Annotated in this window: 18 protein-coding genes and 1 pseudogene; 3 read left to right on the plus strand and 16 right to left on the minus strand. The window is 36.9% G+C overall.

Annotated features, from left to right (window positions below; translation table 11 throughout):
- Nucleotides 1-64 precede the first annotated feature (64 nt).
- The 16 genes and pseudogenes from Q2T41_RS16565 to tsaD all read right to left on the minus strand — a co-directional run bounded on the left by Q2T41_RS16565 (nucleotide 65) and on the right by tsaD (nucleotide 17,275).
- Complete coding sequence (locus Q2T41_RS16565) at nucleotides 65-679, minus strand: FG-GAP repeat domain-containing protein (protein WP_304436981.1); 615 nt, start codon at nucleotides 677-679, stop codon at nucleotides 65-67.
- 114 nt (nucleotides 680-793) lie between these two features.
- Nucleotides 794-1,216 carry an FG-GAP repeat domain-containing protein gene (locus Q2T41_RS16570; protein WP_304436982.1) on the minus strand — a complete coding sequence of 141 codons (423 nt, stop codon included), beginning with the start codon at nucleotides 1,214-1,216 and terminating at the stop codon, nucleotides 794-796.
- Nucleotides 1,217-1,330: 114 nt separating this feature from the next.
- Nucleotides 1,331-1,654: pseudogene (locus tag Q2T41_RS21060) on the minus strand (ASPIC/UnbV domain-containing protein).
- Complete coding sequence (locus tag Q2T41_RS16585; protein WP_304436985.1) at nucleotides 1,651-1,818, minus strand: hypothetical protein; 168 nt, start codon at nucleotides 1,816-1,818, stop codon at nucleotides 1,651-1,653. The pseudogene Q2T41_RS21060 and the gene Q2T41_RS16585 overlap by 4 nt, the downstream one beginning before the upstream one ends.
- Complete coding sequence (locus Q2T41_RS16590) at nucleotides 1,815-2,060, minus strand: hypothetical protein (RefSeq protein WP_304436986.1); 246 nt, start codon at nucleotides 2,058-2,060, stop codon at nucleotides 1,815-1,817. Before Q2T41_RS16590 ends, Q2T41_RS16585 begins: the two co-directional genes overlap by 4 nt.
- A gap of 42 nt (nucleotides 2,061-2,102) precedes the next feature.
- A complete protein-coding gene (locus Q2T41_RS16595; RefSeq protein WP_304436987.1) occupies nucleotides 2,103-2,645 on the minus strand; it encodes an FG-GAP repeat domain-containing protein in 543 nt (180 codons plus the stop codon).
- A 68-nt stretch (nucleotides 2,646-2,713) separates the two neighbouring features.
- Nucleotides 2,714-2,908, minus strand: coding sequence for an FG-GAP repeat domain-containing protein (locus Q2T41_RS16600; RefSeq protein ID WP_367186912.1), 195 nt, complete (start codon nucleotides 2,906-2,908; stop codon nucleotides 2,714-2,716).
- Nucleotides 2,851-3,165 (minus strand): hypothetical protein, encoded by a 315-nt coding sequence (locus Q2T41_RS16605; RefSeq protein WP_304436988.1) that lies wholly within the window; start codon nucleotides 3,163-3,165, stop codon nucleotides 2,851-2,853. Before Q2T41_RS16605 ends, Q2T41_RS16600 begins: the two co-directional genes overlap by 58 nt.
- Nucleotides 3,166-3,312: 147 nt before the next feature.
- A complete protein-coding gene (locus Q2T41_RS16610) occupies nucleotides 3,313-6,870 on the minus strand; it encodes a VCBS repeat-containing protein (protein ID WP_304436989.1) in 3,558 nt (1,185 codons plus the stop codon).
- Nucleotides 6,871-6,981: 111 nt separating this feature from the next.
- A complete protein-coding gene (locus Q2T41_RS16615; RefSeq protein WP_304436990.1) occupies nucleotides 6,982-8,730 on the minus strand; it encodes a RagB/SusD family nutrient uptake outer membrane protein in 1,749 nt (582 codons plus the stop codon).
- A gap of 57 nt (nucleotides 8,731-8,787) precedes the next feature.
- Complete coding sequence (locus Q2T41_RS16620; RefSeq protein WP_304436991.1) at nucleotides 8,788-12,099, minus strand: SusC/RagA family TonB-linked outer membrane protein; 3,312 nt, start codon at nucleotides 12,097-12,099, stop codon at nucleotides 8,788-8,790.
- A gap of 422 nt (nucleotides 12,100-12,521) precedes the next feature.
- Entirely contained in the window at nucleotides 12,522-13,703 is a 1,182-nt protein-coding gene (locus Q2T41_RS16625; protein WP_304436992.1) for a class I SAM-dependent methyltransferase, read from the minus strand.
- A 6-nt stretch (nucleotides 13,704-13,709) separates the two neighbouring features.
- On the minus strand, nucleotides 13,710-14,810 hold the full coding sequence (locus tag Q2T41_RS16630) for an AI-2E family transporter (protein ID WP_304436993.1): 1,101 nt from the start codon (nucleotides 14,808-14,810) through the stop codon (nucleotides 13,710-13,712).
- Between the two features lie 2 nt (nucleotides 14,811-14,812).
- Entirely contained in the window at nucleotides 14,813-15,457 is a 645-nt protein-coding gene (locus Q2T41_RS16635; protein ID WP_304436994.1) for a DUF4159 domain-containing protein, read from the minus strand.
- Nucleotides 15,458-15,522: 65 nt separating this feature from the next.
- Entirely contained in the window at nucleotides 15,523-16,230 is a 708-nt protein-coding gene (locus Q2T41_RS16640) for a 16S rRNA (uracil(1498)-N(3))-methyltransferase (protein ID WP_304436995.1), read from the minus strand.
- Nucleotides 16,231-16,246: 16 nt separating this feature from the next.
- Entirely contained in the window at nucleotides 16,247-17,275 is a 1,029-nt protein-coding gene (gene tsaD / locus Q2T41_RS16645; protein WP_304436996.1) for a tRNA (adenosine(37)-N6)-threonylcarbamoyltransferase complex transferase subunit TsaD, read from the minus strand.
- 125 nt (nucleotides 17,276-17,400) lie between these two features.
- Between tsaD and Q2T41_RS16650 the strand changes: the two genes are divergently transcribed.
- The 3 genes from Q2T41_RS16650 to gap all read left to right on the plus strand — a co-directional run bounded on the left by Q2T41_RS16650 (nucleotide 17,401) and on the right by gap (nucleotide 23,958).
- On the plus strand, nucleotides 17,401-21,789 hold the full coding sequence (locus tag Q2T41_RS16650; protein ID WP_304436997.1) for a translocation/assembly module TamB domain-containing protein: 4,389 nt from the start codon (nucleotides 17,401-17,403) through the stop codon (nucleotides 21,787-21,789).
- 158 nt (nucleotides 21,790-21,947) lie between these two features.
- A complete protein-coding gene (gene pfkA, locus Q2T41_RS16655) occupies nucleotides 21,948-22,934 on the plus strand; it encodes a 6-phosphofructokinase (protein ID WP_089261721.1) in 987 nt (328 codons plus the stop codon).
- 22 nt (nucleotides 22,935-22,956) lie between these two features.
- The gene (gene gap / locus Q2T41_RS16660; protein WP_089261719.1) at nucleotides 22,957-23,958 is read left to right on the plus strand and encodes a type I glyceraldehyde-3-phosphate dehydrogenase; all 1,002 of its coding nucleotides are present in this window, start codon (nucleotides 22,957-22,959) and stop codon (nucleotides 23,956-23,958) included.
- Nucleotides 23,959-24,004 lie beyond the last annotated feature (46 nt).

The raw sequence follows: 24,004 nt of genomic DNA on the forward strand, positions 1-24,004 counted from the left end.
GCTACTAAAATGCTACACAAATAATGATGATTTAATTAACGGGAACGTGCTATTGTTCTAAATATCAATTAGATAATCCATTTAATGAGTCATTATTATAATCTAGGATAGCTATGTCATTGATTGGGGCAAATTGAGCTTCTATGGGTAATTCGGAATGCTTAAAAATACCATTGCCAACATTCTCAAGAAAAATACTTTTATCAAAATTTGCGGTCAATGTAGTTGCGCCTTTTATTTCATTTTCATTGAAAAGATTTTTGATTGTTGCTTTGGAATAAGATTTAAATGAATTGAATTTTGCGCGGAATATAGGACTTTGTCCATTTAAGTCTGCCCAAAAATGTATAGGAAAAGATTTTTGGACCGGATTTTCAAAGCTTTCTTTAAAATAGGAAAATACAACAGGGTCTAACGTACCATTATTGTCAAAATCCTTGGCGATCACCGTAGTAGGTCTTTCCAGTGGTGGGCGGTAAAAATTATTGGCACCTAAATTGCATATTATAAAATCCAAATCTCCATCATTGTCCATATCAACTTTAGAAATACTTTCCCACCAACCACGTAAATTATCCACTCCCGTGTTTTGTAGCTTTTGAAAACCACTACCATTATTCTTAAAAATAGAAATGGGCATTAGCTCACCTACTACTATAAGATCATCATAATTATCCATGTCCACATCTGCCCAAATAGCATCCGTTACCTTACCCAGTTCATTTATTTGGGGAGCTAGTTCATTGGTAACATCTTTTAAGGTTCCGTTTATGTTTTTTAATAAATAACTTTTTTATGGGGTAGGGTATTGGCCATAAGGTGTTCGTCCTCCAATAAAAAGGTCTGTAAAGCCATCTTTGTCAAAATCATTGGCTACGACTACCGATCCGCTTGAATTTATTTCAGGTGCTTTGTTTTTGGATTGAGTGAAATTACCATTACCGTCATTGAGTAAAAGTTGATCGTAGTAAGATGTGTCGCCCAAAGCAAATTGATTACTGCCAGATACTAGATAAAGGTCTAAATCGCCATCGTTCTCCAAATCGAAAAATACTATACTCTCTTCTTCAAACTTAAAATCTTCCTCATTGATATATAGAGACCGAGACCGTTGACTAAAAGTACCGTTGGTATCCTGTGTGAACAATTGTGGCGAAGTTCCGGAAGTACTTCCTATAATGAAGTCTTCCGTGCCATCACCATTAATATCCGCCACGGCAATTTGCGGGCCATTTTGTGTAAGCTTGTGCGGTAGCGTTCGCTGAATATTAAAATCTATCTTATCCGTTTCCTCATGTTTAAATTGTATGCCAATGGATCTTGAGACTTCCTAAAAAATTGTTTCAGGGAGGTTTTGGGCTAGGGGAAATTTTAGTTCATTCAATGAAACCAAAGCTGCATTTGCGTTTTCCAGTACTATTTTTTCATTGGCCTTAATATTGTCCAATTTTTGAAATTTGCCATCTGGGCATAACACCTCCACACTTTGTATTTCGTTAATTTTGCCCTAACCAAAATGAACAATACCTTCTACTGTGGACATATAGCCCCTATAGGTATTGTGTTCATGGTACTGAAATGTGCCGTCTGGCAATGTTAGAACCAATTTGGAACCAACAGTAAGGGCATTGTTTGCAGTTAGCTTTATGGTCAAAAAATTATGTTTTTTTGATCTAGCTTATCTGCGGTGTTTCTAAAAAGCAAAGCTTTGTCATTTATATTGTTTACGACATAATCCAAGTCACCATCATTGTCTAAATCTGCAAATGCAGCCCCGTTGGAAAATAATGGAACCCCAAGTCCCCAAGTAGTACTCACTTCTTCAAACGTATTATTTCCGTTGTTTTTAAGGCATAGTTGGGTATTTTAATTTTTGGAATAGAATCCAAGATTTGTGCAGGACTTAAATATCTACTAACATTAAACTTAAAATCACCAAAATCAAGGTCGGTAATATCCCTGGGAAAACCATTGGTGATCAAAATATCCTTATAGCCATCATTGTCCATATCTGCAAATAGGGGAGACCAGCTCCAATCTGTTTTGGATACTCCTGCCAATAATCCTATTTCACTAAAAGGAAGATTACTACCATTGCCTTTTTAAAGCATATTCCTAGTGTGTTGATATTCATAGTCATACCTTTCATTAAGAATATATTCTGAATACTTATGTCCTGATAATGTAGTTTTAAGTCTTAGATTGGTTTCTCCAAGCATGTCCAAGGTCAGAATGTCCAAATAGCCATCATTGTCAAAATCCGAGATGTCATTGCCCATAGAGAATTTACTCTGGTGTTTAACCTGCTCCTTGATTTTATTACTAAACGTGCCATCTTGGTTGTTAATGTAAATAACATCATTGGTCAAGTAGTCATTACTGACATAAATGTCCGGCCAACCATCATAATTCAAATCTGAAATAGCTAATCCTAAACCATAACCTTCTATAGTAATACCTGCTTCTAGGGTAACATCCGTAAATGTGCCGTTACCATTATTTTTGTATAACCTGTCATTACTAAGGGCAGATCCATCAGTTGCTTTTTTACGATAATTTGCAGGAAGTACATGTATATCCACATTGTTTAAAACATATAGGTCTAAAAGACCGTCCTTATTGTAATCAAAAAATGTGGCTCCCATACTGTTGCCCGATTCTTCAATACCGTATTCTTCCGCCTTATTTGAGAATACTGGAACTTGGTTATTATTTAATCCTTGGTTAATGAAGAGAAGGTTTTTTTATTCTCTTCTTCGTTAAGCATTGCAGAACACACATATATATCCAAAAACCCATCGTTATTGATATCCGCAAGTGCAATACCGGTATTCCAAGTATTTATAGATTCTATACCTGCTTCCTTTGAAACATCCTTGAATTTAAAATTCCCTGGTTCAAGTATAATTTGTTGGGTACTTGATTTCCGCTGAAGAAAATATCTGGTTTGTCATCATTGTTGAAATCACCAATGGCTACACCGCCACCGTTAAAAATATATTCACTGGTAAGAATATTAAAGCTATCTGTCTCAACGATAAGATTATTGAATTCAATTCCCGTTTCAGATGCCGGAAGAGTTTCAAACAAGGTCTTGGGCTCTTCTGTGCATGAACATAAAACAAGAAATGTAATTAGAATTGTAAAGGTTGATAGAAAACGCATTTGGTATAGATTGGTTTAAATGACAACCTTAATTTACGCTGAATTTTAAAATACAAGGTTGTAAACTTTCATAATTTACTGTATAAACATGTGAAGCAAATAGTAGTATTTATATGTAGTTAATATATTGTTTTAAAGGTGTCCTATTTAATTGATGATATTTCTGGTTATTGCTCCGTTTACATCGTAAAAGTCTAATTCCTTTACGTTAGTGGTCATGAACACACGTGGTGTGAACTGAGAATTGAAACTATTGCCCCAATACACTTCCTGAATTCTTTTTCTTCCATTTTTAAACGTTATACGTGCCTTTACTTCACCATGTTTAAAATTGATAGGTGAGCCTATTCTTTGGTCATTATATTCATGGATTTTCAATGAATCATTATTTTGTGAAGCTATCACCAATTCCTTATTGTCCTGTAAGTGCACATTTACCAATGATTTTGCGTCACCAGGTACCCAAAAATGAGAATCTTCAAGAGATACGGGGCTTAATTTTAAATTACCTTCATTCTTAATTAAAAGCCCGTTGAAAGCATCTGCCATACCTTGTTGTACTTCCATTCCGAAATCATTGCCCACAAGCATAACATCCAAGAATCCATTAGCGTTAATATCTTGTAGCATAATACCGTAAATTGGTGCATATTGACTTGCTATTGGTAATGCATGAATCTTAAATTTGCCACTTCCCATATTTTCTATTAAAGAGGTTTCCATGTAATTGAGTTTAAATTTTACGGCATCTTGCAATAGCCCATCATTGAACATTTCAGCTAGAGTGGCTGCACCAAATTCCCCAAATGAATTATATTTTTTTCTAATGCCAACATATTGCTTGGTAACATCTTGCCAGGGGTGGTACAGATATTCTTTTTTGGTCCCCAGACTATCCCTAAGATAAAATGACAAAAGGGGGTCTATGGTACCATTATTATCCAAATCTTTAGCATAAAGCCTTACAGGCTGCTCTTTGGTTCCGGTGAAATTTAAATTACGGCCAACGTTGCCAACCACATAATCTACATCACCGTCATTATCCAAATCTCCTGCAGCAATACTGTTCCACCAGCCATGTTTATCTTGTATATTGGCATTGTCCTTTTGTTCTATGAGGGTTCCGTTTTTATTTTCAAAGAACCTAATGGGCGTCCATTCACCGACCAATATTAAATCTGGCCAAAAATCATTGTTGAAATCGGACCATATGGCATCACTTATCAATCCTGGAAACTTTAAATCTGCATTAATTTTGGAAGTAGCATCTACAAATTTTATATCCGTTCCGTTGGATTGATTTTCTAAAATGTACGATCTATCCGCTGAAGGGTAAGAAAATGGTAAAACCCTACTACCTACAAAAAGGTCTAGGTCGCCATCTTTGTCAAAATCCGCAGCTTTTACACAGTTTGTATTTGAAAACATATCTGGGATAGAATTGATGGCTTCTGTAAAATTTCCAAATCCATCGTTCAATAATAATTTGTCCTTATATAATTCATGACCTGCAGGATATTGGGCGCTACCCCTTGCCAAATAAAGATCTAAGTCTCCATCATTATCGGCATCAAATAATAATGAACCGGAATCATCTTCTAATTTTTCATCACTTTTATAGGATACCATAGTTTTTTTAAATGTGCTATTAGCGGTTTGTATAAACCAAGTTTCCTCTTGCCCTCTACTTGCTGCAATGAATATATCGTCTAAGCCATCTCCATTAATATCACCTACAGCGATAGATGGACCATATTGTGAAAATTTATGCGGTATGGTTCTTTGAAAGTTGAAATCGATAAAGTCATCATCCTTAGTGACATGGTTTAAACCCAAGTTTTTCGAAGCTCTTTTAAAAACCGGATTCTTTTTTTGAAGTGATAATTTGTTGACAGGACGGTACGTATATTCGTTTAGTTCATTAAGAGCAGGGTTTATTTCAAGCTGAATGTCACCATTTGGCCAAATAATTTTTAGGCTATCCACTTTTTGGTATTTTCCCAAACCTACATGGAACGTTTTCTCTGGCTGAGATAAATAACCCCTTCCCGTTAAAAGTGACTGTCGCTGTACCTTATTATCGTAATAAGTTACTATGGTACTACCAAATGCTTCTGGATTTTTTTTGTCCCCGGATAACTTTATTCTTAGGTAATTCTTTTCAGGAAACAATTCGTTAGCATTGTTTTCCAAAAGTAAGACCGGGTCGTTAATATTGTTGATGACAAGATCCAAATCCCCATCATTATCAAGGTCTCCATAAGCCGCACCATTGGAGAATGTACCGAAGTCCAGTCCCCAATCTTGGGTAGCATCATAAAACGTTTTCCCCTCTATATTTTTAAAGATGAAATTTGGAATTTTAATTTCAGGTATGGCATCGATCAGGGTTTGTTTGCTTACCAATCTACTTGCCGAGATTCTAAAATCACCAAAATCACGATCGGTCACATCTTTTGGGAATCCATTGGTGATGAGTAAATCTTTCCAACTATCGTTGTCAAAATCCGCAAATAATGGAGCCCAGCTCCAATCTGTTTGCTGTATGCCCATATACATGCCAATTTCACCAAATATTGGTAGACCTGTTTCTGGACTTACACCAAGGTTTTGCTGTAAAGTATTCCTGGTATACTGGTGTTCATATAAAAATTTCTTGGTAAAAATTTCTTTTTGATAACTGCTCGGGCCCTGAAAAAGTTTTTTTCTTTTGTTATAATAGGGCTGCATTTCTGTGGTAAATATATCCATACGCCCATCGTTATCCATATCAGTAATATCACTGCCCATGGATGAAAGGCTAAAATGTTTAAATATATCTCCCGCCTTATTGGTAAATGAGCCATCTTTATTGTTGATGTAAATAAGGTCGTTGCTTAAAAAGTCATTGGCCACGTAAATGTCCAACCAACCATCTTCATTAAAATCATGTATGAGCGTACTATGACTGTAACCATGATAGCGTATGCCTGCCTTGGTCGATACATCTATGAACCTTGGTTCTGATATGCTATCTACAAATACATTTTCATATAAAATATCTTTGCTTTTAGAAGTACCATCATCTGTTAAAGGACTAAACTGGTTTGGGTTGATGCCTTCTATACGGTTAACCCCAATAAAAACATCTAAATCACCATCATTATCATAATCAAAAAATTGGGCGTGCGAGGAATATGTTGTATCATCCAATCCATACTTGGAAGCTTCTTCCTTAAAAACCGGAATGTTTTTATTGTTGTTTCCTTGATTTATAAATAATAAGTTTTTTCTTTGAGTACTATCTTTTCTGAAAGTATTACAAACATAGATATCTTGAAGACCATCTAAATTAATGTCAAGAACAGTGACTCCGGATGACCATTGTAAACTATCTGTCTTGCCAATATTTGACTCCTTGCTTACATCTCTAAATTTTAAATTTCCTTCATTTAAAAACAAGGCATTGTCTACCTGATTTCCAGCTAGGAAAATATCATCAAGACCATCACCATTTATATCTGCAATGGCTACACCGGCACCATTGTATACAAATTCATTGTCAATAATATTAATGGAATCATTCTCAAAAATGGGATTGGAAAAATTTAATCCGGTAGTAGTTGCATCAAGGACTGTAAAAAGTTTTTTGGGATTATTATCATTGCATCCCAAGTATAGGAAAAAACTACATAACAGAAATAGGGGTAGTGGTAATCTATTCATTTTCATTATTAATGTGCATATGCAAATATGCGGGAACATAAAAAGATTTACAAAGAAAAGGCTACCAATCATGGTAGCCTTTTTTATGTATTCAATAGTGATTTCTATGAATTAATATCCTGGGTTTTGTTGTAGGACATCAGCACCAGTAATATCAATTTGAGCTTGTGGAATAGGGAAGTACTCATTTTTCCCAGCTACGAAACTAGCACCACCAAACTTGGTTACCAGTAATGTAGATTCATAATCCAAATATTCATTAAGCTCTTCTGCTGCAACACCCCATCTTACTAAATCAAAGAAACGGTGACCTTCGCCAGAAAGTTCAAGTTTTCTTTCAAAACGTACGGCATCCCTAGCAAAATCTGCATCTGGAAACGACGTATATTCAGAAATTACATAATTTGCGGCATTCTCATCAGAATCATATTCTTTTACCCAATGTTCTGAATTGGCAGCTCTTCTTCTCACTCTATTTACATATTCCAATGCTGTGTCCAATGAACCGCCCGGTGCTTCAATTTCTGCTTCTGCAGCCATTAGAAGTACATCAGCAAAACGGATGATGGTATAGTTCATTGTGGCATAACCACGTGTCCAAGAACTACCATCCGTAAAGCTATTTTCCTGACTTCTGTAATAGATATACTTTTTAGGGGAATAAGGACCGGCATAAGGTTGGCTTCGGATCCAAGCTTTACCTGGGTGTTCTATCCAATCTAAATAAGGAATACCTCTTCTTCCTATAGCATGATCAATTCTAGGATCTAACGGACCATCATCTTCAACGAACGGTTCATCTGCTTCCAGACCAAAATCATTCTTAACCACATTTTCTGGGTTGTTATATGATTTATCTAATAAAGGAAGCCCGTCTGCACCTGTTCTATATGAATTTGCCATTTCAAAACTTGGTTGAAAGAATCCACAGCAGTTACCAGGACCATCAGGACCGGTATTATAAGGGTAGTTCAAGTCGTCAAAGGCATTTGCATTTTGTACGTTACCCGTATTATTTGCAGATTCCACATCAAAAACAGCTTCTGCATGGTTGTCATTTTCTGCATTGTAAATTTGCGCGTAATCATCTAACAGATCATACTTAAGACCGTTGGATGTTACACCATTTTCAATTACATCGTCAAACAGGTCCTTGGCTTCACCAAATTTTTGTTGGTACAATTTGGCTTTTGCCAAAAGTGCTCCTGCGGCCCATTTGTTTACTCTACCGGCACCGTTTACCGCTGGTAAGTTGTCATAGGCGTATTGAAGATCAGATTCAATGATAGCCCAAGCATCACCATTATTTGGTAATGTAGCCAAATCTTCTGGAGCTACAGTTTCATCAAAAACTACAATATTGTTAAAATGCTTCTTAAGGTCAAAATAAAAGTGGCCCCTTAACATTCTAGCTTCCCCAGAAAGTCTTGTAGCATCTGCAGCGGTCAATTCAGTGGAATTGGCAATAGCCGCTAACACCTTATTGGCGCGGCTTACCCCTTCATATCTGCCTCTCCAAAGATTATTAAAATCATTGTTAGGGTCTACAGGACTGGCCTCATAACGTTGAATGGGATTAAGTGAGCTGTAATCCCCTGCATCTGTTCCTTTGTTGGCATCTCCACCAACAACTGATCCTGTGGCCCAATGGTTAGGACCTTCAAATCTATTTCCAAAAACTCCGTTCAGGGCAGAATATGTGCCGATCAATAAACCGTCAATACCTGCCTTGGTACTTACCTGTGAATCTGCAAGGGAGTCCGTTGGGGCTACCTGCAAAAATTCATCGCTACATGACATCGATGCTAGAAGCAACGCGCCTAAGAGTAACGACGTTTTTTTTAATTTAAATGTTTTCATAGTTTACTTTTTCTTAAAGTTACTAAATATTGTATTGTTAATTTTATGTTTTAACTCTTAAATGCCTATTTCTAAGGTAATTGCGTAGCTTGGAGTTACTGGGAAGTTACCTACATCTATACCAAAGTTGGTATCTGGTCCGGCAACTTGTGGATCAAGACCACTGTAATCCGTAATTGTCCAAATGTTGTTTGCGGATAAACCTACAGAAAACTTGCTAAGTCCCATACTTTCAACTAAATCTGCATCGAAATTATAACCTATTCTCAGTTGAACCAACCTTAAGTAGCTACCGTCTTCTACATACCAAGAGTTAGATGCTCCACTCGTACTTAAGTTAGAGGCACTTTCCCAAATTGGAGCGCTTGCATTGTTTCCTAATTCCGGTGTCCATGAACCATATGCGGCCACACCTTTTGCAGAACCTTCAAACGTACCAAAGAAATCAGTAAACCATTTGGATTGGTTGAATATTTCATTACCCACGGAACCATACCAATAGGTTTGGAACTCTAAGTTCTTATAACGTAAGATTAAATCTAAACCACCGGTAAAATCCGGTACAGCACTACCAATAACCGTTCTATCGTCCGGAGTGATGGCGCCATCACCGTTTACATCCTCATATCTAAAACGACCTAGGGCCTTATCCGCTTGATCTGGTGAATTTGCAACTTCTTCAGCTGAGTTGAAGTATCCTATTACATTATAACCAAAGAACGTAGAAATGGATTCTCCTACGGAATTACGTATTGGTGCTATACCTCTATAGGCGATGTTATCACCAAAAGCATCAATACCTGGAGCCAAAGCGGTAATTTCATTCTTAAGGAATGAATTTGTACTGGTTACTTCAAAAGAAAGGTCTTCGGTAATATTACCTCTACCAATTATCTGGAAATCTACCCCTTTGTTGCTCATACCACCAATGTTAACTGATGGTGAAGCGGCGTAGTTACCAGCTACACCTGGTAACGGCACTTGGTACAGAAGATCTCTAGTGTCTTTTTTCCACCAATCTAGGATAAATTCCAATTTATTATTGAACAAGGAAAGGTCAAAACCTATATTTGTTGTTTCAGAGGTTTCCCATTGTGCATTTGGATTTCCAATCCTACTTGCGGCAAATCCTTCGTTGGCGCCACTGTTTTGGCCATCAATTGGATAAAACGTATTGCCACGATCTGAAGCAAATAAAGAATATTGGTTATTTGGCGATACATTGGAATCACTACCCATTTCACCCCAACCACCTCTAATTTTTAAATCAGAAATGATATCTTGATTTTGCATAAATGGTTCGTCAATAACCCTCCAAGCGGCTGAAACTGCTGGGAAAACACCATATCTTTTATTTTCACCAAAGCGGGATGAACCATCACGACGAAGTACACCTGTTAAATAATACTTTTCGTTAAAGTTATAATCTAACTTTCCAAAAGTTGAAAAGTAGGTAGCCCCCTTAAACTGGTTACTTTGAACTACAGGACTCTGCACAACACTTAAGCTTTGAAAATCCAAATCTGTAGAAAATGGGTTAATACCAAAACCAGAAATATTTCTACCTCTTCCGGTATTCAATGCCTCAATACCACCAAAAGCGGTCAATTTATGTTGTCCGAAAAGTTTTTCATAACTAAAGGTATTTGTAAACGTCCATGAAAAACCATAGCCACTACCTTCGCCGAATGAGTTACTGGCTTCTGGCTCAGAATCCCCTAAATATCTGTAGTTATAATCTACATAGTGGTAGTTGCTATAACTACCACCAAGACTGGAACGCAAGGTTAAACCTTCTAAAGGTTTAATCAATGCATAAACATTTCCAAATCCACCAATGTTATATGATTTGTCATCACCATTGTTAAGCTTTAATCTTCTTACAGGGTTTCTTGGGTTATTGAAACCAGCAGCTTTCGTACTTGCATAGCTGCCAAATTCATCTCTTACAGGAATTATGGTAGGCATTCTAAAAGCGGAAAGAACTTCAGATTCATCATCCGCTACTTCTACACCACCAGCGTCACCAGCAATACCAATAGCAGATCTGTAAGTAACCTGAAAGTTTTCACCAACGCTCAACCAAGGCGTAACGTCCCATTCAGAATTAAAACGGGCTGCGTAACGTGCAAATTCCTGGGCCAGAACAATACCGTCTTGGTTTTGTGCTGAAATACCCATGTAAAAACGACCATTTTCCGTTCCACCATCAAATCCTAAAGAAACCCTGCTCTGGGGTGCAATACGTGTAATTTCCTTGTACCAGTTGGTACCTTGTAAATTTGGTCTGATCAAGAACGTATTGTCCGGATCAGATTCATACGCAGCTCTAACAGCAGCTAAATCTACATCTGCAGCACTTACTCCGTTTTGACCATTTGCATGTAAATAGTCTGGAATAGTTGGCGTGGCATTGGTACCATACTGCGGATGTGTATATTGAACAGCAGTACCGTTTGCGGCTGCATTGTTCTCGTATCCTATATGCGTATACCTTGCCATTTCTAACGGACTTAGCATTTGTGGGGCACCGGCAACATTTGGGTCAACAACACCACTGTTGACATTTAATGTCATTGTAGTTTTTCTTTTTGATCTTGATCCTTGTTTGGTGGTATATACGATTACCCCGTTTGCCGCTCTTGCACCATAAATAGAGGCGGCGGCCGCATCTTTAAGTACAGTTGCGGTTTGTACGTCATCTGGATTTATAAAATCCACATTTCGCGTTGGGACCCCATCAACCACATATAACGGTGCATTGTTTCCAAATGAGTTAAAACCCCTAACCCTTATTTGACTTGTAGTACCTGGTTGACCATTTGTTAATACGGTAACACCGGCAACCCTACCTTGTAATTGTTGTTCGATGTTTCCAGAAGGTACCGCTGCTAAATCTTCAGCTGCTACAATGGAAACTGCAGCTGTTGTTTCCCTTTTGGTCTGTACTTGATATCCTGTTACTACAACTTCATCCAAGGCCGCTGCATCTTCAGATAAGGAAGTGTTTATGACGGATTGACCATTTACCGCTACTTCCTTAGCTTGAAACCCTATATAGCTAAACACTAATGTTGCTCCTGGCTGAACATTTAGTGTAAAGTTACCGTCAAAATCTGTTTGGGTACCGTTCGTAGTACCTTTTTCTACCACGTTGGTTCCTGGGAGTGGCGTTCCAAGTTCATCTGTTACCGTACCCGTAACTGTAGATTGTACTGTGTTAACTTCAAATTCTGTTGAAGCTTTTGTTTTCTCATTTGCCTGTGCCATTTGGGCTCCAAGACAGATGAGTGCCGATAAAATTCCAGATTTAAAAAAGGAAGACCTTTTTTGGAACTTTACCGACCTGAAATCACGTTTTTGATTCATAATCGTTGTTGTTTGTTAGTTTAAATAAATTTCGGCAAGTTGATTTGTTGTTTAATTGATTGAGCTATCAAATGTTAAAAAAATCAAAATCCGATATAATAATAGCAATTAAATGTCAAATAGGCATAAATCATTTATAAAAATTATGGAGTCCATAATTGACAATTTTAAAAATCAACTACACGAAAACTCTTGAACTGCCCGTATTTGTTGATTTTTTTAAAAATAAAGCCAAGTAGAATTTATAATTTTAAATGTTAAAATTTTAACATTATAACTGATAATTGTATGTAATTTTTTTAAAAATATAACGTTGTAGTTGCGCTTTCTAAAACGTTATAGTGGTGTGTAGAGCATAGTTTTTCCCAATATTTTTAAGAAAACTTATAGTTAAAGAAAATATAAATAAGGCCTATTTCTTTTTAAAAGATTTGCTCGCAAATTAGGATTTTTAATCTTTCATCATAGGTGGTGGTACAAAAGAGATAATTGAATCCGCCTTCCTTTAATTTGAGTTTTTTCCTTATTTCCTTAACGGTATCTGGAAAATTTCTGGTAGTTAAATTGGCTTTGTTCAATTTTAACTGTTTTATGGATTTTTTGGAATAATCCAAAGTTTCCAAAATTTTAAATCGCCTACCAGGAAAAGAAATTAATTTATCCGAGGTATATATATGGGAATGTAGATGCAGTTTATAAAGGGAAAAAGCATTTGCTATATGTTGAAAGGCTCCGGATTTTAAAATAGCAGCATTAGGTTCATAGAGGTATTGTCTAGGTAATGAATAATTAGCGAGTGCATTTTTTTCATCACTTAGAATAAAGTCAAATAGTTGTGGGTTGGCGTCTTTGAAATTTATTGTTTTAATGTGTGGCTCACCGGTATAGTCCTTGTTTAAAATCCATAGCAGCTCCTTTACATCATTGGACACGGCAATAATATGAATTTCCTTTACATGGGCCATTTGGGTAAGACCATTATTAATGTCCAATAAAGGACCTGTTTTTACCATAATGTTGTTGGCCTTGCTAAAAAGAAAATCAAACTGTTCAGTTATATTAGGTTCGCAGTCTTTTAAATAGAAGACTTTTTTGTTATCCTTATCTCTTCTAGAGGGGTCAATAAAAATCCAATCATATATAAGGTCATTGGACCTTAAAAAAGCTACTCCATCTTCATTATGAAAGTCAATATTAGCTATACCCAATTGTTCAAAATTGTGGGCTGCAATTTTTGATAGCGCCATATTTTTTTCAATATGGACTACCTGTTGCGTTATTTTGGCAAAAGCATATGTATCTACTCCAAAACCACCTGTTAAATCAATTAATGAAGAGCCATGCAATAATGAAGCTTTATAAGCGGCCGTAATTTCTGAAGACGTTTGGGAAAGGTTTAGTTTATTGGGGTAATAGATTTTTTCCGTATTGAACCAAGTAGGTAACTTATGCTTTGCTTTTGCCTTGGATTCTATTTGCTCCACCAATTCTTTGGATGTAATCTCTACAAAAGGGGATTTTTTCAACAGTAATTTATGAACGTCAGTTGATAGATGTTCATTAATGAACTGTTGAACTTCATCACATAAAATTGCAGGATTCACTAAAGTTTATAGATTTTGCGTGAGTGATTTTACTATTTGATTGTCCGATAAAAATTCTTTTAAAATCACCTTAATTGCGGTATATCCCGGTATGGCAACAATCATACCTACTACACCAAATAGAAGACCTGCAATAATGATGATCAAGAATATTTCCAATGGATGGGATTTTACACTGTTGGAAAAAATAAAAGGTTGGGAGAAAAAATTATCAACTAGCTGCCCAAACACCAATCCTATTAACACATAGCCTGTCTTTGGTAAGATAATTTCACTGAAATCTTGTCCCAAGTTACTGGTCATTGTCAAGGTCAACATCATTACCCCTCCTATAATTGGGCCAATATATGGAATGATATTAAACAATGCGCAAAGAAAGGCAATGACCACCGCATTTTCTATACCTACAATGAGCAATACTATGGTGTAGATTATAAATAGAATGAAAATCTGTAACAATAATCCAACAAAATATCTTGATAACAATCCATTTATTTTTTCAATTGAATTTGTTGTGCCTTGTTTTTTATCGTTGGGGACAAATATGAGCAATCCATATTCAAAAAGTTTTCTATCCTTTAAAAAGAAAAAAGAAATAAAGAGTACAGAAAACAAGCCAATGCTTGCCGAACTTAAAACTGTTAGAAATGAGTTTAAAAAGTTGGGAATAAACCCAATATCAAGACCTTCTAAAATATTCCTTTCCAATTTAACATCATCAATGACATTTTCCACCATATTGGATGAAAGCCCCAAATAATTGGTGATCTGATGGTAAAGGGTGTTAATGCTTTTTTGTAAACCATCTATATCTAAAAGAGATAGGTTTTTACTTTGTTCCGAGAGTAGGGGTATGAACAAGGCAAAAATACCCGCTAAAATACCGACCATTAAAAGCATGGTGATTATTACGGCCAAAATATTCGGAAGTTTTAGCCTAAGCCTAAAAAACCTGACCAAAGGGCTGCCAATAAGTGCCACCACGGCCGCAATGGTCAAATAGGCCAATACGGACCTAATAGTATAAAGAAAGTAGAGTAGGAGTACAATACCTACCATTACGCCAACAGCCCTTAGTAATCCTTTAGAAATGGTTTTTGCGTTCATAGTTAATTTTTAAAAGCATAGGAGATGATATTGGCTCCCATTTTCAAGGCAATTTGTCTTATCTTATCTGGGTCATTATGGACGGTAGGGTCTTCCCAGCCATCACCTAAATCACTTTCGGAGGTGAACAATAGAACAATCCTGTTATTATGAACAATGGAAAAAGCTTGTGGACGTTCACCGTCATGTTCATGGATTTTAGGTAGCCCTTGTGGAAATTTATATGCTATAGAGAAAATTGGATGGTCCGATCCCAATTCCTCTAAAGGTTTGTTAGGAAACAACCTTTTTATTTCTCTTGTAATATACGGCTTCATACCATAGTTATCATCGATATGTAAAAATCCACCGGATAAAAGATATGTACGCAGATTTTCTATTTCATCATCGGATAATATAACATTGCCGTGGCCTGTCATGTGTAAAAATGGGTATTGAAAAATAGATGTACTACCCACTTCTACCGTTTCCGGTTTATTTTTAAACGTGGTGCCAATATTGGAATTGCAAAACTTAATTAAATTGGGCAATGCCGTTGGGTTGGCATACCAATCGCCACCACCATTATATTTTAAAATGGCAATTTCTTGTCCATGCATTATAATGGATGTAAGCATGATAGCTACTAAGACCACAAATTTTTTCATGCCCAAATTTAGTAAATTAGGTAATGGAAAAACTTTTGGGCCTGTCTAGTATTGAAATTATTTCCTTATCCGTTGTTAATTGAGGCGACGATAGTACAAGCTACAATGGCTGCGGTCTCTGTACGGAGCCTTGTATTGCCCATGGCAACGGGTTGATATCCTACGGTAAATGCCTTTTTTATTTCACTTAACGTAAAATCGCCTTCGGGGCCAATTAATATGGTAACATCTTGATCAGCGGCTATTCTTCGTTTTAGTTCATGACGTTCGGTTTCCTCACAATGCGCTATGAACTTTAACCCATTGGTAGGTTGGTCCATAAATTCAGAAAAGGCAATTGGTTCGTTTATCTTAGGTAAATAGGTCTGTAAAGATTGCTTCATAGCTGCTTCAATGACCCTATGCATACGGTCCAATTTTACAATTCTGCGTTCAGAACGTTTGCAAATCAAGGGAGTAATTTCATCTACCCCTATTTCGGTGGCCTTTTCCAAGAACCATTCATAACGATCGTTCATTTTAGTGGGGGCCACTGCCAAATGTAGTCTGTATGCTTTTGGGTAGGTTCTATTGCAGGAATTAATTTCAACTTCACATTTTTTTACTTTGTCTGAAATAATTTTGGCGGTGAACAAGAATCCTTTACCATTGGTAATGTTTAGTTCATCGCCATTTTTTTTCCTCAATACCTTAACAATATGCTTGCTCTCACTGCTGTCAAATGTAAAAGCGGTGTCTTTTTCTTCCAGATTTGGATTGTAGAATAATTGCATATGATCTATTTAAACATCAAGATATCACATATCTAGCTTGTGCGGTGATATCTTGCTTTGAAAAGATTTCATTTTTAAACTTATGATACCCAACAATTCCTATCATGGCCGCATTATCCGTGCAGTATTGAAATTGGGGTATATAGGTTTTCCATCCGTACTTTTCCTGGGCATCTGTCAATGCTTTACGTATCCCGGAATTTGCTGACACTCCTCCGCCAATGGCCACTTCTTTAATACCTGTCTGTTTTACGGCTTTTTTCAATTTACGCATTAAAATTTCAATAATCGTATCTTGAATTGATGCACAGATATCCTCTAAATTCTCGTTTATGAAATTGGGATTATCCTTTGTATTGCGCTGTATGAAATAAAGAATATTGGTCTTTAAACCACTAAAACTAAAATCTAAATCTTTAACCTTTGGTATAGGAAATTCAAATTTATGTGGGTTTCCATTGGCCGCATGTTTATCTATTAATGGACCCCCTGGATAAGGCAATCCCAAGATTTTTGCACTTTTGTCGAAAGCCTCTCCCACGGCGTCGTCCAAGGTCTGGCCAATTATTTTCATTTCAAAATAATCGTTTACCTGTACAACTTGGGTATGGCCTCCGCTAATGGTCAAGGCCAAAAAAGGAAATTTTGGGGAGGTCATCTTTTCGTCCGCTATAAAATGGGCCAGAATATGGGCCTTCATGTGGTTGACCTCTATTAATGGAATGTCTAAACCTAATGATAAGGATTTTGCAAAAGAGGTGCCTACCAGCAATGATCCCATAAGACCAGGTCCACGTGTAAATGCTATGGCGGATAATTGTTTTTTATCGATATTTGCTCTGGCTATTGCTTGGTCCACAACAGGAACAATATTTTGTTGATGCGCTCTAGATGCTAATTCTGGTACGACCCCCCCATATTCCTCATGAATAGCTTGGGTTGCCACCACGTTGCTAAGCACTTTATCGTTCATTAAAATTGCCGCAGAAGTATCGTCACAGGAAGACTCTATTGCAAGAATGTAAATTGGTTTGTGTTCCGGCATGTTTGGAATAAAATTTGAATAACAAAGGTAAAACATATAGCCCTATCAAAAAACTTAGGAAAATATTGATAAGAATTGTATTGGTGTTGCTACTGATATGCGTTTTTAGTACCCTAATTTTTTCTTTGCCTTTTGTACAAACGTTATTGGCTCAATATGCCACCAAAAAAATCAACAACCAATATGGAACCCATATCAATATTGAGCGTTTAAAACTATCCTTGATTTCTTGGGATACTGCTCTGGAAGGTGTGTTTATTGAGGACTATCAAAAAGACACATTGTTTTACGTAAATGAACTAAGAACCTCTATCCTAAGTATTGGTAATCTTGCGCAGGGTAATTTGGAATTTGGGGATATAGAGGTAGATGAACTCAATTTTAAGTTAAAGACCTACTACGGCGAACAAGATACCAACCTAGAGGTATTTGTGGATAAATTGGACGATGGTAAGCCTAGGGCTCCGGGTACTCCCCCTTTTAAGTTGTCATCTTCCTATGTGGAAATCCAAAAAAGTAGATTTAAATACCTGGATGAAAACCTTGAGAAAGAGACCATTCTTAATTTTGATAGCTTAAATATAAATGCCGGCAATTTTCTGATTCTTGGACCGGAGGTTTCCGCAGATATCCAAGATATGTCCCTTTTTAGCAATAGGGGTTTAAAACTGAATAAATTGGCTACCAACTTTAAATATACCAAGCAGCAAATGCGGTTTGATTCATTAAAGATCAATACCCCGCTCTCCAAATTGGACGGGAATTTGGTATTTAATTATAACCGGGAAGATTTTCGTGATTTTTTGAACAAGGTAAACGTTGTGGCAGATTTTAAGGAGTCTAAAGTGGCTTTTGATGAGGTAAATTTACTCTACAACGAATTTGGAAAAGGTAAGGAAGTCACCTTCAGTGCAGATATCAATGGTGTTCTTAATGATTTAAATACGGATAATCTGTTTTTGTTTTCAGACAATACGGGTATTAGGGGCGATTTTAATTTTAAGAATTTGTTCAGCAAACAAAAGCCTTTCAGTCTGGATGCCGACATGAAAAACGTAACCAGCAGTTATTACCAGTTAAATGCGTTACTACCCAATTTAATTGGAAATTCCTTGCCTTCTACATTTAGTAAGTTGGGGCAGTTTACCATTAGGGGAAACGCGTTCATAACCAATTCTTCCATAGATGCAAAGGTCAACTTAAATACGGCTATTGGTAGTAGTTATGCAGATATAGTATTAAGTAATTTTAATAATATTGATAATGCAACTTATAAGGGGTTCATCTCTTTGATCGATTTTGACCTTGGGGATTTTGCCGAAAATAAAAACTTGGGAAAGACCACCCTGGATTTTAATGTTGAAGGAAAAGGTTTTGTAAAGGAAAAATTGAACACTGAGGTTATTGGGCAAATTTATTCCATTGAGTTTAACAAGTATAATTATCAAGACTTAAGAGTATCTGGTATTGTCAAGGATCAATTGTTTGATGGTTCCTTGGTAAGTAATGATGAAAACTTGAAATTCAGTTTTAAAGGGTTGGCCAATGTTGCCGAATCAAGAAACAATTTCAACTTTATAGCCTCTGTTGATTATGCCGATTTAAAAAGATTGAACTTCATAAATGATAGTGTCAGTATTTTTAAAGGAAATGTAAGTATGGATATTACGGGTACCTCTTTGGATAATATCGTAGGGGACATCCAGTTTACCAAAACCAATTATCAAAATGTAAACGACACCTATTATTTTGATGATTTTGCCATAACATCAAGTTTTGACAATGAAAATTCCAGAACAATTCAAATAAATTCTCCCGATATCATTACCGGGTATATGAAAGGTAATTTTAAGGTAAGGGAACTTGGTAAGCTAGTTCAGAATTCTTTGGGTAGTATTTATACCAATTACAGACCTTTTCAAATATCTGATGGTCAAAATCTTTCTTTTAACTTCAAGATTTACAATAAGATCGTAGATGTGTTTTTTCCAGAGGTTAGGTTTGACCCTAATACGTTTATAAAAGGTAATATTATTGCAGATGAAGGTGATTTTAAATTGAATTTTGAATCTCCAAGTATTGTGGCCTTTGGTACGGCGGCCGATCAAATAGAAGTGCGGATAGATAATAAGAACCCTCTATTCAATACATTTGTGTCCGTAGGAGAGTTAGATACCCCATACTATAATTTTAAGGATTTTAACCTGATCAACACTACTTTAAAAGATACGTTGTTTTTTAGATCGGAGTTTAAGGGCGGTAGTGATTTTGATGATTCCTATAACCTAAACTTTTACCACACCTTTAATAAGCAGAACAAATCAGTAATAGGGCTCAAGACTTCAGATGTAAATTTCAAGGGAAATAAATGGGTGCTCAATAAAGATGGAGATAGTAAGAATAAAGTTATTTTAAACAGGGCCCTTGACAGTATTACAATACAGGAAATTGTAATGAACAATGAGGAAAAGGAGCAAATAAGGTTAAAAGGGCAGCTTGCGGATTCTACCTATAAAGACCTTCAGCTACAGTTTAAAATTGTGTCTTTAGATAAGATTACGCCGGTAATAGATAGTCTTAAACTGCAAGGCGAGGTCAATGGTACCTTGAATATTTTACAGAAAGACGGAATATATCTACCATCCTCCAATCTTAATATAGGCGATTTTGGTATTAATGATATACCGTTGGGCGACCTCGTCATCAATATAATAGGAAATAAGGATTTAACGGAATTTCAAGTAAATTCCCAACTTTCTGAAAATAATCTGGAAAAGTTCAGTGTGGTAGGTAAAATTGAAAATAAAGAAGCAATACCTAATGCTAACTTAATCGCTAATTTTAACAACTTTGACCTAGAACCGTTCAGTCCATTGGGTGAGGGGGTCATAGATCATATTAGAGGGGATATTGACGGTAGGGTCAGGATTACGGGTAGTGTGGATAATCCAAATTTTGATGGCCTGTTAACCTTGGATAATGCGGGTATTGCTGTGCCGTATCTTAATGTAGATTATAGTTTTGCGCCCAGGTCCCGCGTAGTACTTGCCAACCAAACCTTTAATTTTGAGCAAATTGCCTTACAGGATGTGGCAAAAGGAACCAAAGCAAATTTAGATGGTACCATTACACATAGTTATTTTGATAATTGGGTATTGGATCTGGATGTGAATACGAACAATGAGCGTTTTTTAATTTTAAATACTGAATTTAAGGAAGGTGACCTTTACTACGGTACCGGATACCTCAATGGAAAAGGCCGAATTTTTGGACCAACAACAGCTTTGAACATTACGGTTGACGGTGCTACGGCAGAAGGTACCTCTTTAAAGATCCCTTTGAGCGATGTTGCCAGTGTAGGGGATTATTCCTTTATCAATTTTATTGAAAAAAATGATAAACGTACCATTGAGCGCCAAAGGCAATTAAAGGATTATCAAGGGTTAGAGTTGGAGTTTAACCTTGATGTCACACCAGAGGCAGAGGTGGAGATCGTTACGGATACCAAAACCGGAAGTTCCTTGAAAGGGACTGGGGAAGGTATAATCCTGATACAAATAAATACTAATGGTAAGTTTGAGATGTATGGTGACTTCGTAGTGGTTACGGGGGAATATAATTACAAATTTGGGGGAATTATAGATAAGAAATTTAAGGTGGAACCTGGCGGAACCATAAACTGGGACCAAAAACCTTTAGAGGCCTTGTTGGATATGGAGGCCATCTATTCCCTAAATGCAAATCCGGCCCCTTTGTTGGACGACCCCGGCTTTACCAGAAGAATACCTACGGATGTGATAATTCGTCTTACCGGTGAACTTCAAAGTCCCGATATAGATTTTGGGATTGATTTTCCAGGAACCAATTCCATTGTACAATCAGAATTGGAATATCGCCTTCAAGATCCAACCGTAGAGGAGAAAAACGCAATTTTCCTACTGGCACAGGGCACTTTTGTAAATTCTCAAAGTGGTATTAACCAACAGGCCATTACAGGAAACTTGGTTCAAAGTGCTTCCGGAATTTTGAATTCCATCCTGAGCGGTGGCAATGATAAATTCAATTTGGGTCTCAGTTATGAGCAAGGTATATTGGATAGGTCTGCGGACATTGAAACAGATGATAGGATTGGTGTCACCGTTTCTACACAAATTTCGGATAGGATATTGTTCAATGGCAAAGTGGGTGTTCCGGTCGGGGCATCGAGTGAAACATTGGTTGCAGGAGATTTTGAGATTCAGGTATTGTTAAATGAGGAGGGCACCTTGAGCGCCATATTCTTTAGTAGGCAAAGTGAAATTCAGGCATACTTGTCCGATCAGCAAGGGTCTACACAAGGTGCCGGCTTAACTTATGAGGTGGATTTTAATAATTTTAAGGAACTTTTTCAAAAAATATTGGCAAAGAAGCCGGTACAGGAAACACCTAAGGCAATTAACCCTGTTCCTACCGCTACAATGGGTAACGATAGCCTAATTAGATTCTATGATAAGCCTAAATCAATTTATCGCTAAATTTTTGTAGAATAGTTGTTAGGAAACAAAGAAAATTCCAAGATTTCACAATTAAATATAACACCGAAAACGTTTTCTTAGATTTCCTTTAAAAAGCAGAGCTAGTATATTTCTTTATTGCATTTTGATTTTGTAATTTCGTTGGCTTAAATTTTTCCATGTCTTCAGTAATAAAAAAAATAGCAGTGCTGACTTCAGGTGGCGATTCTCCAGGGATGAACGCGGCCATAAGATCAGTTGTACGTACCTGTGCCTACTTAAAGGTAGATTGTGTCGCCATTTATAGGGGCTACCAAGGTATGATAGAAGGGGATTTCAAGGTTATGGATGCCCGTAGTGTAAACAATATAATCAACAAAGGCGGAACTATACTTAAATCTGCACGTTGTAATGATTTCAGGACTCCGGAAGGAAGGAAGAAAGCCCATGATCAACTTGTAAAGGCAGGTATAGATGCATTTGTGGTTATAGGAGGTGACGGTAGTTTTACCGGTGCCATGATTTTTAACAAGGAATATAACTTTCCCGTAATAGGAATTCCGGGTACGATTGATAACGATATTTTTGGAACCACTTTTACTTTAGGGTATGATACGGCCTTGAATACGGTTGTGGAATGTATAGATAAGATACGTGATACGGCAAGCTCTCACAATAGGCTTTTCTTCGTTGAGGTAATGGGCAGGGACGTAGGCCATATTGCACTGAACGCAGGTGTTGGTGCTGGTGCTGAAGAAATATTGATTCCGGAAGAAAACTTGGGTCTTGACAGATTGTTAGAGTCCTTAAAGCGAAGTAAGGAGTCTGGAAAATCATCAAGTATCGTGATTGTGGCCGAGGGTGATAAGTCTGGTAAAAATGTCTTTGAACTTAAGGAGTACGTAGAGGAGCATTTGCCAATATATGATGTTCGTGTATCCGTATTGGGCCATATGCAGAGAGGCGGTGCCCCGTCCTGTTATGATAGGGTATTGGCAAGTAGAATGGGCGTAAAGGCCGTAGAAGCTTTGTTGGAAGGTAAAACCAGCTTAATGGTCGGTATTCAAGATAATCAAATTACATTGACCCCAATTGAAAAAGCGATAAAGGGTCATACGAAAATAGATAAGGAGCTCATTAGGGTTTCTGAAATAATGACAACATAATTTAAAAACTAAAACAGAAAAAATGTCAAATTTAAAAGTAGGAATAAACGGTTTCGGAAGAATAGGTAGGTTGGTCTTTAGAACAACGGTAAAACGTGGTGATGTAGATGTAGTTGCCATCAATGATTTGTTAGATGTTGAGCACTTGGCATATTTGCTTAAGTATGACTCGGTTCATGGTGCTTTTGATGGTACTGTTGAGGTTAAGGACGGTCACTTGGTAGTTAATGGTAAAACAGTACGTATTACTGCGGAAAGAGACCCAAAAAATTGTAAGTGGGATGAAGTTGGTGCAACTACCGTAGCGGAATGTACCGGTATATTCACAACTTTGGAAACTGCTCAATACCATATTGACGGTGGTGCTAAAAAAGTAGTGATTTCAGCTCCTTCTAAAGATGCCCCAATGTTTGTAATGGGTGTTAACCATAAAGAAGTTAAAGCTTCTGATTCAATAGTATCCAATGCTTCTTGTACGACCAACTGTTTGGCACCTATGGCCAAGGTATTAAATGACAAGTTCGGTATTGAAGAAGCTTTGATGACAACTGTTCACGCAACAACGGCTACTCAAATGACCGTTGATGGTCCTTCAAGAAAAGATTGGAGAGGTGGTAGAAGTGCAATGTTGAACATTATTCCTGCTTCTACTGGAGCTGCAGTTGCCGTAACCAAAGTAATTCCTGCTTTAAAAGGGAAATTGACCGGTATGGCGTTTAGAGTTCCAACTGCGGATGTTTCCGTTGTGGATTTGACCGTACGTTTACAAAAGGATACTTCATACGAGGAAATCAAAAAAGCGTTTAAATCTGCTTCTGAAGGGGAGTTGAAAGGTGTTCTTGGTTATACTGAGGAAGCTTTGGTTTCACAAGATTTTATAGGTGAATCCCATACAAGTGTTTTTGATGCCGGAGCTGGTATAGAGCTAAATTCCAAGTTCTTTAAATTAATTTGCTGGTATGATAATGAGGCTGGTTTTTCCAATAAAATGGTAGACCTAATGCAGCATGTAAATACGTTATAACAAACATTTTAGTATAACATGGATAATTCCTGAAAATGAGGCTTTT

This window comes from Maribacter confluentis, assembly GCF_030505015.1.
In the GTDB taxonomy this organism is placed as follows: Bacteria; Bacteroidota; Bacteroidia; order Flavobacteriales; family Flavobacteriaceae; genus Maribacter; species Maribacter sedimenticola.

Excerpts from the sequence above, each read along its gene's own strand:
- Q2T41_RS16565 (WP_304436981.1), bottom strand. The coding sequence starts at position 679 with ATGGATAATTATGATGATCTTATAGTAGTAGGTGAGCTAATGCCCATT.
- Q2T41_RS16595 (WP_304436987.1), bottom strand. The coding sequence starts at position 2,645 with ATGGGAGCCACATTTTTTGATTACAATAAGGACGGTCTTTTAGACCTA.
- Q2T41_RS16605 (WP_304436988.1), bottom strand. The coding sequence starts at position 3,165 with ATGCGTTTTCTATCAACCTTTACAATTCTAATTACATTTCTTGTTTTA.
- Q2T41_RS16610 (WP_304436989.1), bottom strand. The coding sequence starts at position 6,870 with ATGAATAGATTACCACTACCCCTATTTCTGTTATGTAGTTTTTTCCTA.
- Q2T41_RS16615 (WP_304436990.1), bottom strand. The coding sequence starts at position 8,730 with ATGAAAACATTTAAATTAAAAAAAACGTCGTTACTCTTAGGCGCGTTG.
- Q2T41_RS16620 (WP_304436991.1), bottom strand. The coding sequence starts at position 12,099 with ATGAATCAAAAACGTGATTTCAGGTCGGTAAAGTTCCAAAAAAGGTCT.
- Q2T41_RS16630 (WP_304436993.1), bottom strand. The coding sequence starts at position 14,810 with ATGAACGCAAAAACCATTTCTAAAGGATTACTAAGGGCTGTTGGCGTA.
- Q2T41_RS16635 (WP_304436994.1), bottom strand. The coding sequence starts at position 15,457 with ATGAAAAAATTTGTGGTCTTAGTAGCTATCATGCTTACATCCATTATA.
- Q2T41_RS16640 (WP_304436995.1), bottom strand. The coding sequence starts at position 16,230 with ATGCAATTATTCTACAATCCAAATCTGGAAGAAAAAGACACCGCTTTT.
- tsaD (WP_304436996.1), bottom strand. The coding sequence starts at position 17,275 with ATGCCGGAACACAAACCAATTTACATTCTTGCAATAGAGTCTTCCTGT.
- pfkA (WP_089261721.1), top strand. The coding sequence starts at position 21,948 with ATGTCTTCAGTAATAAAAAAAATAGCAGTGCTGACTTCAGGTGGCGAT.
- gap (WP_089261719.1), top strand. The coding sequence starts at position 22,957 with ATGTCAAATTTAAAAGTAGGAATAAACGGTTTCGGAAGAATAGGTAGG.